The following is a 15,247-nucleotide window of genomic DNA, read 5'->3' as shown; positions in this document are numbered from 1 at the left end:
GCCTGATTGAGGCTGGGGGATATGCAAGCGCCCCCTGGGAGCATCACGCTCATCCTCTCGCAGCGCTGCGCTCGCGGGCAGGAGACGACACCAGCGCGGCGGGGCGACCCCTTGCGCGGCAGCCCTGATATGGGCTGCGTCGGCTTTGCTGCTTCAGGACCTGATTGGGGTTGCGTGCCATCCCAACCCTCCCCGTTGGCACACCGCGCATGCACCCACCATGCAGAGCTGAGGTGCCAGCCCCAGCTTCTGCACCCTGCCCTACTCCCCCAGACCCCGCCCCGCCGCTGCACCGTCCAGGTCCAGCGGCTTTTTTGCGCGCATTCCATTTGTCCGCTATATTCGCTATTCATTTATGGAATAGCGATACCAAATGATTTAACTGGGATTTAAGCACCCCGAAAACATGTATTTAATACTTTCTTAATACTTTATTTTAAAAATAAAAGGTTTTTTATTATTTCAATACAAATCAATAACTTGCATCTCTTGACTCATATCAAACCCATTAACTGACATGAAACTGAAAATCCCATTCACACGATGATGGATTTTCAAACCATGGCAGATAAAACCCCATTCCCCCTGACGCAGAACCCAGGGCAGACCAAGCGGACGTTTCTGCAAGAGCTGGTGGCACTGGCCACCACTTTCGGCCTGGCAGGTTCCGCCCAGGCCGGTATGCCGGGTGCCCCAGGCTTTCAGCCCACACGCCGCCCAGGCATGGAGGGCAAGCGCTTCGGCATGCTGGTCGATATGCGCAAGTGCATTGGCTGCCAGGCCTGCACGGTGAGCTGCTCGGTCGAGAACATGCCGCCCATTGGCCAGTTCCGTACCACGGTGCTGCAGTACGAGGTGGACCAGCCGGGCAATGCCCCGGCCATGGTCAGCCTGCCGCGGCTGTGCAACCACTGCGACGAGCCGCCCTGCGTGCCCGTGTGCCCGGTGCAGGCCACGTTCCAGCGCACCGACGGCATTGTGCTGGTGGACAACGAGCGCTGCGTGGGCTGCGGCTACTGCGTCCAGGCCTGCCCTTATGACGCGCGCTTTATCAACCACGAGACCCAGACCGCAGACAAGTGCACCTTCTGCGAGCACCGCCTCGAAGTCGGCCTGCTGCCGGCCTGCGTGGAAAGCTGCGTGGGTGGCGCCCGCGTGATTGGCGACCTCAACGACCAGCACAGCGAAATCAACCAGCGCATGGCCGCGCACCAGGACGAGATCAAGGTGCTCAAGCCCGAGATGAAGACCGAACCGCGCGTGTTCTACATCGGCCTGCCCGATGAGTTTGTCCATGGCGTCGATGGCCAGGCCAGCGTGCGCTTGATCGCAGAACACTAAGAAGGAGCCCCTCATGCAAATCATTGAACTCCTGACCCCTGCCTACGAAGTCGCCTGGCTGCCTTGGGCCGTGCAGTACTTCTTCCTCGTCGGCGTGGCCACCGGCGCCGCGCTGCTGGCCAGTGCCTGCGCCTTTGGCGCCCCCGGCAGCCTGCGCCAGCGCCTGTTGCCCGCCGTGCTGCTGACGCTGACCGTGAGCGTGATCGCCGCGCCGGTGTCGCTGCTGGCCGACCTGCACCAGCCCGCACGCTTCTGGCATTTCTATGCCCACTTCACCTCCTGGTCGTGGATGTCGGTGGGCGCCCTGCTGCTGCCGGTGTTCCTCATGCTCAGCCTGGCGCTGATCGCCAGTTGGTGGCTGGGCAAGCCCGGCTGGATGCGCGCCATCGCCCCGCTGCTGGTGCTGTCGGCACTGACCATCACCGTCTACACCGGTGCAGAGCTGATGGTCATCCGCTCGCGTCCGCTGTGGAACACGCTGTGGGTGCCCGTCAACCTGGCGCTGACCGGCTGGCTGGCCACCGTGGGCACCACTTTTGTGCTGGAGCGCTTTCTGCCCGCCAAGCACCGCCTGGATGCGGCGGCGCTGCAGGCATTGCGCAGCGTAGGCCTGCTGCTGGCGGCCGCACTGGTCGCCGTGGCATTGATCTGGGCGGCCTCTGGCTTGGCCGGCGGCAACCCCTCTTTCGACGCCGCCCTGCGCCTGTGGAATGACTTCCCGGTCTGGCGCATGACCATGCTGGGCTCGGCCCTGTTCGGTGCCGTGGTGGTGGGCGCGCTGCTGCGTGGCAAGCACCGTCTGGGCGCCAAGGGCTTCACCCTGGTGCTGGGCCTGGGGCTGGCGGCTGCGGCCTGGGCCTTCCGCTGGGCCTTGTTCATGGGCGTGCAAGGCGTGCCCAAATTCGGCGCTGGCCTCTACCTCTACCACATGCCTCTGGGCGGCGACGGCCTGCTGGGCATGCTGGGTGTGGCCGGCCTGTGCGTGGCCCTGGTGGCCATGGCGAACTGGGCACTGGAGCTGTTCCCGGCCCGCACCGCCGCCACCGCGGCCTGAGCCCCGGCTCCACACATATCTAGCCAAATAGGCATTTCACGCAATACCCAAGCGCACTGGCAGCTATCAAAATCACAAAATAGCCGCCAGTGCCCGCCCAGAAAGGGCTGCACATGACTGACAAAAAAATCCCCTCCACACCCGCGCAATCGAATGACGCCGATGTGGCCCGCCGCCGCCTGCTGCTGCGCGGTGGTGCCGTGGCCGGTGGCCTGGCCGCTTTTGCTGCCGGCTATGGCGAAACCCTGACCCGGGGCGCCAAGGGCCTGATTGCCGGCACCTCCGGCACCGCCACCAAGAGCGCCACGCGCGGCAACTCGCTGACGCCGGAATTCCGCATTGACCCCGTCACCGGCCAGCTGAGCACCCAGCCCGGCCAGGTGGTCAGCCCCTCTTCCTGCCTGGGCTGCTGGACGCAATGCGGCATCCGCGTACGCGTGGACACCGAGCACAACCAGATCCTGCGCGTGGCCGGCAACCCCTACCACCCGCTGGCCACCACCCGCCATGCGCCCATGGACACGCCGGTGCGCGAGGTCTATGCCATGCTGGGCGGCGACAACGGCCTGGAAGGCCGCGCCACCAGCTGCGCACGCGGCTCGGCCATGTTCGAGCACCAAAAGGCTCCGCACCGCGTGCTGGGCCCGCTCAAGCGCGTGGGCCCGCGCGGCTCCGGCCAGTGGAAGAGCATCACCCTGGAAGAGCTGGTGCGTGAAATCTGCGAAGGCGGCGACCTGTTTGGCGAAGGCCATGTGGAAGGCCTGGCCGCCATCCGCGACGTGAACACGCTGATCGACGCCGACAACCCCGAATACGGCCCCAAGGCCAACCAGCTGCTGGTGACCGATGCCTCCAACGAAGGCCGCACGCCCCTGATCAACCGCTTTGCAAAGCAGTCCTTTGGCACGGTCAACGTGGCCAACCACGGCGCCTACTGCGGCCAAACCTACCGCGTGGGCACGGCGGCGGCCCTGGGCAACATCCCCGGCATGCCCCACGGCAAGCCGGACTGGAAGAACTCCCGCTTCGGCCTGTTCATCGGCACGGCGCCCGCCCAGGCCGGCAACCCCTTCCAGCGCATGGGCCGCGAGCTGTCCGAGGCCCGCACCCGCCCCGAGCAGACCTATAAGTACGTGGTGGTCTCGCCCGTGCTGCCCACCTCGTCCAGCCTGGCCGCCGGTGACAACAACCGCTGGCTGCCCATCAAGCCCGCCACCGACCTGGCCCTGGCCATGGGCCTGATCCGCTGGATCATCGACAACGAGCGCTATGACAAGCAGTTCCTGACCCAGCCCGGCCCTGTAGCCATGGCCGCCGCCGGCGAAGCCAGCTGGAGCAACGCCACCCATTTGCTCATCAACGAGCCCAAGCACCCACGCTACGGCCAGTTTTTGCGCGGCGCCGACATCGGCCTGCCCATGCCCGAGCCGGTGGACGAGAAAACGCCTGCCGAAGATGTGTACGTGGTGCAGCTGGCCGATGGCAGCCTGGCCCCCCACACCGTGGACCAGGCCGCCGAGCTGGTGGTGGAGCGCGCCTTCACCCCCATCAAGGCAGCTGACGCCGCCGAAGACCCAGCCCCCATGGCCCTGTGCTCCTCGTTTGTGAAGCTGCGTGCCGAAGCCCATAAGCAGACGCTGGAGGAATACTCCGCCCTGTGCGGCGTGCCCGTAGCCGAGATCGAAGCCCTGGCCAAGGAGTTCACCAGCCATGGCAAGCAGGCCGTGGCCAACTCCCACGGCGGCACCATGAGCGGCTCGGGCTTTTACACGGCCTATGCCATTGCCATGCTGAACAATCTGATCGGCAACCTCAACGTCAAGGGCGGCTGGGTGCTGGACGCCGGCCCCTTCGGCCCCTTTGGCCCCGGCCCGCGCTACAACTTCGCCCAGTTCGAAGGCGCGGTGAAGCCCACGGGCGTGGCCCTGTCGCGCACCCGCTTCCCCTACGAAAAGACCAGCGAGTTCAAGCGCAAAAAAGAGGCCGGCGAGAACCCCTACCCCGCCAAGGCCCCCTGGTATCCGGCCCCTGGCGGCCTGTCCAGCGAAATGCTGGCCGCCGGCATGCTGGGCTACCCCTATCCGGTCAAGGCCTGGATCAACCACATGAGCAACCCGGTGTACGCCATCTGCGGCTTCGAGAACGCGCTGGTGGATGCCATCAAAGACCCCAAGAAGCTGCCGCTGTTTGTCTCGGTGGACCCCTTTATCAACGAGACCTCGGCCCTGGCCGACTACATCGTGCCCGACACCGTCACCTACGAAAGCTGGGGCATTGGCGCCCCCTGGGCCGACGTGGTGGCCAAGAGCAGCACCGTGCGCTGGCCTGTGGTGGAAGCCGCCACGGCCAAGACGGCCGAAGGCAAGCCCGTGAGCTTTGAGAGCTTTGTGTTTGCCGTGGCCAAGCAGCTGCAGCTGCCCGGCTTTGGCAAGAACGCCATGAGCACCAAGGAAGGCGAGCCACTGGATCTGGAAAGCTCTGAAGACTTCTACCTGCGCGGCATGTGCAACATCGCCTACCAGGCCGGCAAGCCCGTGCCCGAAGCCAGCGATGACGACATCGCCATCACCGGCTTAGCCAAATGGATGCCGGCGCTCGAAGCCCGCGTCAAGCCCGAGGAAGTGCGCCGCGTGGCCATGGTGATGAGCCGTGGCGGCCGCTTTGACCGCGTGGAAGACGCCTGGAAGGACGAGCACATCAAGGCGGCCTACAAGTTCCCGGTGCAAATCTGGCACGAAGGCCTGTCCAAGATGCGCCACTCCATGACCGGCGAGCGCTACAGCGGCTGCCCCACCTGGTACCCCACCCGCTTTGCCGACGGCAGCGATATGCGCAAGCTCTACCCCGAGCAGGAATGGCCGCTGACCATGAGCAGCTACAAGTCCAATCTGATGAGCAGCATGTCGATTGCCGCCTCGCGCCTGCGCCAGGTGCACCCGCACAACCCCATCAGCCTGCACAAGGTGGATGCGGCCAAGCTGGGCATTGCCAATGGCGACCACATCGAGGTTTCCACCCCCGGCGCCAAGCTGCAGGGCGTGGCCCTGGTGCGCGAGGGCGTGGCCCCCGGTGCCATTGCCATCGAGTACGGCTATGGCCACAAGCAACTGGGCGCCGTGGCCCACACCGTGGACGGCAAGCCCACCCATGCCAACCCCCAGCATGGCAACGGCGTCAACCTCAACCGCCTGGGCTTTACCGACCCCACCCGCCCTGCCAAGGACAACACCTGGATCGACTGGGTGTCCGGCGCCGTGGTGCGCCAGGGCCTGCCGGTGAAGGTGCGCAAGGTCTAAACACCCGAGCAGGCTTGCTGCGCTAGCATTACCGCCAGCGCGCCCCACAACCCCGCCCTCGGCGGGGTTTGTTTTTTTGGGTGCATGCACTACAAAAGAAAGAGAAGCACTGATGTCTACCCCACCACCACCCAAGCACTGGTCCCGCGTGGAAATGCTGCACCAGACCGTGCGCAACCCCCACATCCACATCAAAGGCCAGCACAGCTATTACAGCGATGCCTGGGATGGCGGCTTCGAGCAGTCGGTGGTGCGCTATCTGTATGGCGATGCCTACAGCCTGCAGCACTGGCAACCGCAGTGGGAGATTGACCCGCTCTACATTGGCGACTATGTGTGCATAGGCGCTGAGGCGGTGATTTTGATGGGGGGCAACCACACCCACCGGGCCGACTGGTTCAGCCTCTACCCCTTTGCCGACAACATCAGCAAGGCCTACCAGGGCAAAGGCCCCACCACCCTAGGCGACGGCGCCTGGATTGGCATGCGCGCCATGATCATGCCGGGCGTGAGCATTGGCGAAGGTGCCGTGGTGGCAGCCAACGCCGTGGTCACCCGCGATGTGGCGCCCTATAGCGTGGTGGGCGGCAACCCGGCCCAGCACATCAAGCACCGCTTTGCCGAGGACGTGATTGCGCGGCTGCTGGCGCTCAAGATCTACGACTGGCCAGCCGAAAAATTCCAGCGCCTGCAGCCCCTGCTGTGTGCCTGCGATATCGACGCGCTGGAACGCGCTGCAGCCGACACCCCTTGAAGGGAAGCCCCATGCCCACCTATATCGCGCTGCTGCGTGCCGTCAATGTCGGCGGCAGCGGCAAGCTGCCCATGACGGAGTTGAAAGCCATGTGCGAGGCCGAAGGCTTTGCGCAGGTGCAAACCTATATCGCCAGCGGCAATGTGGTGTTTCGCACCGAACAAACCGCGCCCCAAATCCAGGCCGCGCTGGCCCGTCGATTGGCCGCCTATGCAGGCAAGCCGGTAGGCGTGCTCGTGCGCACCACCCAGGAAATGGCCGAGGTGCTCGCGGCCAACCCTTTCCCCCAAGCCCCAGGCAAGCGCACGGTGGCCATTTTTCTGGATGCACCGCCGCCCGCAGACACCCTGAAGCAAATCCGTGGCCAGGTTGACGAGCAGGTCCAACTGGGCGCACGCGAAATCTATGTGGCCTATGGTGCAGACATGGGCCGCTCCAAGCTCAAGATTCCGGCGGCCGAACAGGGCACGGCCAGGAATATGAATACGGTGGCCAAGTTGGTGGAGATGGCGGGAGCGATGTGAGCTGCGGGCTTTTGGCGGTGTGCACATGGCGGCTTCCGACCGAGGCTGTGTGAAAACGCTTGGCCGCTCACGCTTCAAAATTTAAAATCACAGCACCCGGTTTTAGCGAGGTGACCCATGAAGCGATTCATTGAAGGCCAGGCCCGCGAGCAAGTGACCTTGCTGCCCGAGTGTCTCGATGACTTTGTGGGTGTAGACAATCCCGTGCGCATTGTCGATGCGTTCGTTGAAGAACTGGACTTGTGTTCGATGGGCTTTGATGGGGCAACACCTGCAGCCACAGGTCGCCCGGCTTATCACCCTGCGGTACTGCTCAAGGTCTACATCTACGGGTATCTCAACCGCATCCAATCCAGCCGCTGCCTGGAGCGTGAAGCGCAGCGCAATGTGGAGCTCATGTGGCTCACTGGCCGTTTGTCACCTGACTTCAAAACAATCGCTGATTTCCGTCGAGATAACGGCGCAGGCATCCGCAATGTATGCCGCCGGTTCGTAGTGCTGTGTCGTGATCTGAAGCTGTTTACCAAGGCTCTGGTAGCGATTGATGGCAGCAAGTTCAAAGCCGTCAACACTCGTGACAAGAACTTCACCTTGGGCAAGATTGACAAGCGCCAACAGCAGATCGAAGAAAGCATTCAGCGCTACCTGGCAGATCTGGATACAGCAGATCGCACGCAGCCTGCGGAGCTTGAGGCGCGGACCACCCGACTCCAAGACAAGATAGCCTTGCTGCGCAAACAAATGCAGGCACTCGATGAGGTGAAGGAACAACTCAAAGAGCAGCCGGACAAGCAGCTATCAACAACAGACCCAGATGCCAGATCCATGGCCACCAGTGGCCGAGGCTCTGGCATGGTGGCCTATAACGTTCAGGTAGCGGTAGATGCCAAACATCATCTGATCGTCGCCCATGAAGTGATCAATCAAGGCCATGACAGAAGTGCTCTTGCTGCCATGGCACTGGCTGCACGCAAGGCCATGGGCAAACGCAAGCTGCAAGCCATTGCGGACCGTGGCTATTACAGTGGTGAGCAGATCAAAGCATGCGAAGACACTGGTGTAGCAGCCATTCTTCCCAAGCCCAATACATCTGGTGCGCGTGCCAAAGGCCGCTTCGATCGCTCAGACTTCATCTACATCCAGAAAGATGACGAATACCAGTGCCCCGCAGGACAGCGGGCCATCTACCGCTTCACCCGCGAGGAGGCAGGTCTGCAAATGCGACGCTACTGGAGCAGCGCTTGCAAACAATGCCCAATCAAATCCCAGTGCACGCCCAGCGATTACCGCCGCATCAGTCGATGGGAGCACGAAGACGTCGTGGAGCGAGCGCAGCAGCGTTTGGACCAAATGCCTGACGCCATGATGGTGAGAAGGCGGACGGTGGAGCATGTGTTCGGCACGCTCAAGCATTGGATGGGGTACACGCACTTCCTAACCAGGCGGCTGCCGAATGTGAGCACCGAGATGAGCTTGAATGTGCTGGCCTACAACCTTAAGCGAGTGCTTGGAATTCTTGGGTTCGCAAGAACCATGGCTGCAATGCGTCTGGTAGGCAGGTGAGCCCTTTTAAAGGGTGAAATTGGAGTCAGAAACGGCGTTGGATGCCCGATTGGGAGGGGACAGGTCGTTCTTGAGGGAAAAAATCTTCAACACCACGAAATGCAAGAGCTTGTTGACCCATTGGCTGAGATGCCGGTGAAGTTTTTGAGTTTCCACACAGCCTCGACCCGTTGCCGCCGCTCAGCCGCTGCAGAAGCGGTCAACCACGAAATTCGGCAGCCGTCCCAATGCTGCCGGTCGCTAGCGGCAGCTCTAGGAAAGGCGCGACTCAGACAACGTCAATTTGTCGCGCGGTGTGTAACATTTGCGTCTTGGCACGCCAGAGCACGTACTCTGAGTGGTAGACCAAGGGGAGAAAATGGCATGGCGGAGGCTGGCGGCGCAACCACTCAGGCGGGAATCTTCTATCAGAACAGCGTCGCGGCGCTTAATCTTGCCGATCTGTTGGAACTAGGCGCGGTTCCTCCCAGAGAGCGAGTCATTGAGGTTCGTGTCGAAGCACCTGCCGATGTTGATGACATCGTTGTCCGTTACGCAGATGGTCACTGTCAGTACTTGAACGTCAAGACCGACATCACGCCTGGCAGTGAACCGTGGAAAGCACTTTGGAAGAGTCTCCGTATGCAGTTTAATCGGGTGGACTTTGGTCCGGACGATCAGCTGACAATCGTTCTGGAAGGATTGACACCCCAGGCTAGGAACCTTCGTGACATCTGCCAGCGAGCAGCATCATCTCTGGATGAGGCTGCATTCCGAGAGAGCTTAGCTGAAGCGCACAAGAAACTCTTCTCTGGAATTGAGTCGCTCATCGGCTCTCCTGCGGAACTGCTGGAAATTCTGCGACGCACTACGGTTCAGATACTTTCTGAGGATCAAATATTCGCCGAGTTTTCACGCCGGAGGCTGGGCGGAAAATTCGTACTCCCTGCGACATTGTTGACTACGTTGCGCGATATCGCTGGCGGCGGTGCTCGTGTACGAATGCTGTTTCGCGCAGCACCGCTGCGTCGGCGGCTCCTGTCCGAGCACGAAATCAACGTACTCGAACCTGCCGAATGGGGTTTGCCTGCGTACCGTGCCACCGTTTTGGCTACGGCGCGAATTCAAATTCCCGGCACATCAGTATCTGGATCAACAGAAGATTTATTTGTATGGCCGCGAGCCCAGTTCTATGAGCGTACCCAGCTCTCGGATTTTGATGATGAAGACCAGCTCGAACGCGCTTTCGAGAAGGCCGCTGCGGTCGACATGCAGGCATTTCCTTCAGAGCATCTCAATCGATGTGTTGTTGTCGCTGGGCCAGGGCATGGTAAATCCGCACTCTTAAGCGCTGTCGCAGGGCGTCTCGCCAGAGGACCTTACGTGCCAGTCCTTGTTCCGCTGGCCTCGTTGGCAGCCAGTGATATCGGCATCATGGAATTTCTGGCGACGCATATCAATCGGGATTTTGAGGTTAGGGCTGACTGGCCTAGGCTTGCAGAGCAGGGCTTAGTCGTCATGCTTTTTGATGGCCTGGACGAAATTCCACTGAGTGCCCGGCCAGCGCTACTGAGGCGAATAGAAACCTTCTCCGCTCGTTATTCAACTGCCCCGTGGATGCTCACTGTGCGCGATCCATCTGTCCTATCGGAGCCATCGAACGCGAGACTAGTAGAGTTACTCCCGCTCGGCGACGAAGACATGGTGCGGTTTGTGGAGGCCATGAAAAAGCACTTATCTGCCGTCGATGTTTATTCATTCATGGAACGTTTAAACGTCCATCCTGACATCAAACATCTGGCGAGAATTCCTCTGTTCCTAAGCATATTGCTAGCGACAGTCAAGGATGTGAGCGTTGATCTCCCTGCCACTCGGTCTGATCTAATTGAAGGGTATCTGAAGACCCTTTTCTCCCCCCATATTCATAAAGTGATTGCCGGTGGGAGTGATCGTGTCGGGCTACTTCGTGAGATCGCGGAAACTCTTGCTTTCGAGCGACTGGAGCGACAGGAAATCGGTGCAAGTGAACGTGAGGTTCGTGAGCTCATCTCTCGCGCCGGACAGACTAGTGATGAGGCAGAGCAGCTCTTCGAGCGTTTGCGTGCGAACGGGATTTTGAGGCAGCAGAGCTCTATCAGACTGCAGTTCCCATTTCCAATCGTTCAAGAGTATCTGGCAGCGTGCTACTTGCTCCGGCAAGTACCTGAGTCTCTGTCGAGTCGAATCGATGATGCGATCCTGCGCCCCTGGGCTCAAGTCATTCAGTTTGCTCTTGAGCAACATCCAAATCCCATACCCGTCATTCGTGTCATGTTGGAAAGGACTGATGACGCCTTCTGCACCGGCCTTCGACTTGTCGGGCGATGCATTGCCAATGGCGCGCGCGTCAATGCCTCATTACGAAACGAGGTTGCAGACAGGCTTGTTCAGTTTTGGGTTGATGCGCCGTATGGAGCGCGCAGTCGGGTGGGTGGTCTGATAGCGGAGAGCTTTTCCAACCCAATACGGCCCGCCTTGAGAGCAGCCGTACATCACAAATGGCTAATGCACGATGGCGGTGGGGAAATAGTGTCTCGTGAAAAAGATCAGGAGCTGACTATGAGCATCTTGAAAGGATTTATGGATGGGAAGCTGGATAGATTTACTTTCTATCACAGCTTCAAGCCGGCAATTAGTGCCGCTGGGAATGTTGCTTTCAAGGCCATACTTGATCGTATCCATAAAACCGACCTGAGCACACAACAGGAAGGTCTATGCAGCTTGTTAGCGCATTTCCTTCCGGGCAGCGTTTCGCGCGAATTAGTTCTGGCTACGGCATCGGATGAGCGCCTCCCTCGAAAGACCAGGCTACTAATCCTATGCATTGCGGGTCCACCATTAAGCGCGGAGTCGATTCGATTAATTCAGAGTGCTTTTTATCAAGAGAATGAAGATGAAATTTGGGAGGCAATGAGCCTCCTCGCTGTTGACCCTCATCGCAGTGATGAATTCATTCGTGTACTGCGGGATGAACAACTTCCACTTGAAAGACGCAAAAAGATTGCGGAATATATCGGCCAGCCATTTTTCACTACTGCTGAGCTCAACGCCTTCGTCGCGAAGTGCATTACTGAGGTCGACATTCATCCAGATATTATGGACATTTTTCAGCTTTTTTCTGCTCGGCTCGGTGATAGATTGGACTTCTCGCAACTCCTCGAGAAGATGGTAGATGGGCGAATAGAGCTGGCGGCGCAGGTGGTTTCCTTGTTTGGGCATCATCCTGACCGAATACTTGCAGAGCGGGCCGCTGACTTGGCCGAGGAGCGAGTAGTCGAAGTTTCGGATGCTGTCCGGCTGGGGCGTGCTGCGACAACTGGAATGTTGTATGTCTTTGAGATGGACTCGTTTATGTCCGGAGCGCTACGCCATGCTGCTCCGCACGCAGGCACAGGTCGCTGGATGCAATTGGTGGAAAAATGGTCGGATCGCGATGACCTCAGCATTGTGCAGAAACTTCAGCTTCTGACTTGCGCCTCTCAACTCGGGTCGATCCGTGCGCTTGCAAGGCTGAGAGCCGAGGTTCTGTTACTTGATCCTGACGCTGCAGTGTTCGATCTGGAGGATGATTTCGGACACCAGATGAGCGACGCTGTCCGGGAAGTTCGGCGCGCATCACCTCCTCTACCGCTATGCCTCGGGGAAAAGTTCGTACACGCGAAAAGGCCGAACCTTTCTCTGGTGGGGGTGACTGCAATAGCAGCCCACGGCAGTCATGAGGCGCTGCAGTTGCTACTCAAGCTTCATGGGGAGGTTAACGAGTGGTTCTTGAGAAGCTCCATGGAGGATGCCATCGAGTCACTGTCTGCAAAGCTGAGCGTGGCTGTGAGGCGAGATGGCGACACGCTAAGTACTAACTAGCTGCGACGAGTGACTTCTAATTGACGTCGAGTTCCAGGGAACGAAGGTCGGAAACGGGTCGAGGGCAGTGCTGAGCGTCCGCTATCAGGCAGCCACATCGACCATCCGGATTTGGCCGTCTGCGACCGTTGCAAATTGCCCCGCTGCGGAAGCACAGACTTCCTTCCCTCTTCGCGGACCTTGGATGCGACCTATGCCGATGGCCATACCTGCGTGGATTCTCCATCACAGAAGTTGCCAAGGCCTTGCCACCAACGTCGGCTTTCAGGACTGAGCATCTGCTGATGGGTCTCGTTTTTTCCGAACCGCGCGTGAAACTAAAGGAAGAACCTTATTCGAAGGTTTCGTCTTCGCTAACACGCGGGTAGCTTGCATCTGCCCAGCGCTGCGCAGACGCACGGGTAAGGCGGTGGTCTGGCCGAACTCGTACCTTGGCCAATTGGCTGCCGTCCGCTGCGGTGGCAGAGAGAGTCGCAGAGGGGTTCTCCTCATCGGGCTCAATATCGAGAGCCACCGTCACGCGCAATCCGCGAACTTCGATCTGGATAGTTTTGTGCAACAGCGCTGCCAGGTGCTGTTCATGCCGACGTATTACTTCGCAGGCAGTTTTTACCAACGTGTTGAAGGCCGACACGTCAAGCGGCTTAGGATTCTTCTTGTCGCGCCCCATGGTCCATGGGCCGACCAGAGCTGGTTCAGCTTGGCCGTCTTGGGTCATTGACACTGCCCATCCATCGTCGTCTTCATTCTTGATGACACGGGCTTCCCAGCCCTTGTGATGCCAAAGGCGGTCTTCGAAGATTGAGGAGCCTTCTTGCTCGAGTTCTACGGACATGTCTGGATTTTTTTGGAGAGCCATCAAGTCCAAAGTTTACTGTTTTTCCATACAGCTAGCGAGAATGGGTCTATCCCAAGGTCGGGCGTCTTGGGCTACGTGTAGCAACCTGTTCGAAAAACAAAGCTACCTCTCTGCCTTGCAGTTCATGCCTGCCACCACCTCTTCAGCACGCCAAATAGGGCGAGTACCATTGCAACACCCCACCTCCCGGAGACACCCCATGACCGACCACTCCATCACCGAAGGCGGCAAGCCCTTTCTTCTTGAAGGCAATGAGGTGGGCGTTCTACTCTCCCACGGTTTTACCGGCACAGCCTCGTGCATGCGGCCGCTGGGCGAGTACCTGAACAAGGCGGAAGGCTGGACCGTGCTGGGCGTCAAGCTCAAGGGCCATGGCGAAACCCCGGCGGCCATGGCACTGACCACGGCCCAGGACTGGATTGATTCGGTGGAGGCCGGCCTGCAGCAGTTGGAGGCGCGCTGCAAACATGTGTTCATGGGCGGGCTGTCCATGGGCGGCACGCTGACGCTGTATATGGCGGGCCGCTATCCAGAGCGCTTCAAGGCGATTGCGCCCATCAATGCCTGCGTGGCCTTCAGCAGTCCCAATCTGGCCGCGCTGGCCTTTGATCACAACGCTCCAGCCACCGTACCCGGCGTGGGCAGTGATATCAAAAAACCGGGCGTGACAGAACTCGCCTATGCCGAAGTACCGGTGCCCGCGGTCAAGCAAATCTACGCCCTGATGTCCGTGACGCGCGACCTGCTGCCGCGCATCACGGTGCCCACGCAGGTGTTGGTGTCCCCCGACGACCACATCGTGCCCGCACGCAATGCCACACATATTCTGGGCGGCATACACAGCAGTCTGCGCGAGCAGGTGCTGCTGCACGAGTCCTACCATGTGGCCACGCTGGACAACGATGCCGAGCTGATTCACCAGTCCATCCAACGCTTCTTCAAACGGACGCTGGCGTGCTGAAATACACAACCCAATCGCCTGATCAGGAGCCAGCGGTGTGACGAAGCGACAGGTGTCGATGGCTAGTCGTGCAGAGCCCAGGGCGGGCAGCTGTGCCGCAGGACACAGCTGCTTTGTGAACTGACTCGCTGTCCTGCAGCTTGTCGCCAGGGGCTTTGACTTCCACCAGCTCGTAACGCCCGGCCTCTTCCGGCCTTGCGGGCCCAAAGCGCACCAGGTCCGCAAAGCCGTTGCGGTTGGCGATCACATCGCACAGCAGGCGCACGAACAACTGCTGCAAATGGGTAGCGGGAATGCAGTCCTGCGCCAAGGTGAAATGTTCCGAATCAGGTCACAGCCTACCGAGGCAGCACCAGCGCCTTCGGAACATTTACGGGTGCTGTCTTTATGCGGCGGCGCCCGGGTGAATGGGCTGGGCCGACACCACAATGCCATCGGCGTCTGCATACACCCAGTCGCCGGGGCGCACCGTCACGCCGGCCACCACCACATCCACATCGGCCTGGCCCTGGTTGCGCTTTTCCGTGGGCATGGGAATCAACGCCAGCGCGCGGATGCCCACAGCCGTGGCACGCAGTTCGGCCACGTCGCGCACCGCGCCATGCACCAGCACACCGGCCCAGCCATTGCGTGCAGCAGCGGCCGCCAGGTTTCCCCCTACCAGGGCCTTGCGCACCGAGCCCCCGCCATCCACCACCAGCACCCGGCCGTGGCCCGGGGAGTCCACGGCCGCCTTCACCAGGCTGTTGTCTTCAAAACACTGCACCGTGGCGGCCGGCCCGGCGAAGGCGGGGCGCCCGCCGTAGTCCTGAAAGACGGGGGGCAGCACGTGAAACTGGCCGCTGCTGTCGTTTTTGTACACATCGCACAAATCACAAGTAGCGAAAGCGCCCGCAGGGGGGGTGGATGCAGTCATGAAAGTCTCCTGGAGAGTGAAAAGCGGCAAGAGCGCCTGGCGCCCGCTCTGCCCACATGATGCCCGGGCCAGCTGACGAACGACCAACAGGCCTGTTTTC

At 60.3% G+C, this 15,247-nt stretch carries 10 protein-coding genes and 1 pseudogene; 8 read left to right on the top strand and 3 right to left on the bottom strand.

The genetic code is table 11. The features are described 5' to 3' along the window. Positions 1–561: 561 nt before the first annotated feature. The 7 genes from dsrO (at position 562) to ACA027_RS10570 (ending at position 12,411) form a co-directional block, all read left to right on the top strand. Positions 562–1,341, top strand: a complete 780-nt coding sequence (gene dsrO, locus ACA027_RS10600; protein WP_370682338.1) for a sulfate reduction electron transfer complex DsrMKJOP subunit DsrO — start codon at positions 562–564, stop codon at positions 1,339–1,341. Between the two features lie 13 nt (positions 1,342–1,354). After that, positions 1,355–2,395 carry an NrfD/PsrC family molybdoenzyme membrane anchor subunit gene (nrfD, locus tag ACA027_RS10595; protein ID WP_370682337.1) on the top strand — a complete coding sequence of 347 codons (1,041 nt, stop codon included), beginning with the start codon at positions 1,355–1,357 and terminating at the stop codon, positions 2,393–2,395. Positions 2,396–2,508: 113 nt separating this feature from the next. Further along, entirely contained in the window at positions 2,509–5,691 is a 3,183-nt protein-coding gene (locus ACA027_RS10590; protein WP_370682336.1) for a tetrathionate reductase subunit A, read from the top strand. Positions 5,692–5,803: 112 nt separating this feature from the next. After that, a complete protein-coding gene (locus ACA027_RS10585; RefSeq protein WP_370682335.1) occupies positions 5,804–6,445 on the top strand; it encodes a CatB-related O-acetyltransferase in 642 nt (213 codons plus the stop codon). Positions 6,446–6,456: 11 nt separating this feature from the next. Further along, complete coding sequence (locus ACA027_RS10580; protein ID WP_370682334.1) at positions 6,457–6,969, top strand: DUF1697 domain-containing protein; 513 nt, start codon at positions 6,457–6,459, stop codon at positions 6,967–6,969. Between the two features lie 117 nt (positions 6,970–7,086). Continuing rightward, positions 7,087–8,532: an IS1182 family transposase gene (locus ACA027_RS10575; protein ID WP_370679240.1), complete on the top strand. Its 1,446-nt coding sequence runs from the start codon at positions 7,087–7,089 to the stop codon at positions 8,530–8,532. A 363-nt stretch (positions 8,533–8,895) separates the two neighbouring features. Further along, entirely contained in the window at positions 8,896–12,411 is a 3,516-nt protein-coding gene (locus tag ACA027_RS10570) for an NACHT domain-containing NTPase (RefSeq protein ID WP_370682333.1), read from the top strand. A gap of 331 nt (positions 12,412–12,742) precedes the next feature. Here ACA027_RS10570 and ACA027_RS10565 read toward each other — a convergent pair whose 3' ends face one another. Continuing rightward, positions 12,743–13,246, bottom strand: coding sequence for a hypothetical protein (locus ACA027_RS10565; protein ID WP_370682332.1), 504 nt, complete (start codon positions 13,244–13,246; stop codon positions 12,743–12,745). 223 nt (positions 13,247–13,469) lie between these two features. Here ACA027_RS10565 and ACA027_RS10560 point away from each other — a divergent pair, with 223 nt between their 5' ends. Next, positions 13,470–14,231 carry an alpha/beta hydrolase gene (locus ACA027_RS10560; RefSeq protein ID WP_370682331.1) on the top strand — a complete coding sequence of 254 codons (762 nt, stop codon included), beginning with the start codon at positions 13,470–13,472 and terminating at the stop codon, positions 14,229–14,231. Between the two features lie 124 nt (positions 14,232–14,355). Here the strand turns inward: ACA027_RS10560 and ACA027_RS10555 are convergent. Together ACA027_RS10555 and rraA are read right to left on the bottom strand one after the other, a co-directional pair. Then, positions 14,356–14,541: pseudogene (locus ACA027_RS10555) on the bottom strand (VRR-NUC domain-containing protein); the annotation flags it as partial. 75 nt (positions 14,542–14,616) lie between these two features. Beyond that, positions 14,617–15,147, bottom strand: coding sequence for a ribonuclease E activity regulator RraA (gene rraA / locus ACA027_RS10550; RefSeq protein WP_370682330.1), 531 nt, complete (start codon positions 15,145–15,147; stop codon positions 14,617–14,619). Positions 15,148–15,247 lie beyond the last annotated feature (100 nt).

It is taken from the genome of Comamonas sp. GB3 AK4-5, assembly GCF_041320665.1.
Classification (GTDB): domain Bacteria; phylum Pseudomonadota; class Gammaproteobacteria; order Burkholderiales; family Burkholderiaceae_C; genus Comamonas.
The sequence above is the reverse complement of the archived record's forward strand: the minus strand, read 5'-3'. Positions and strand labels throughout refer to the sequence as shown.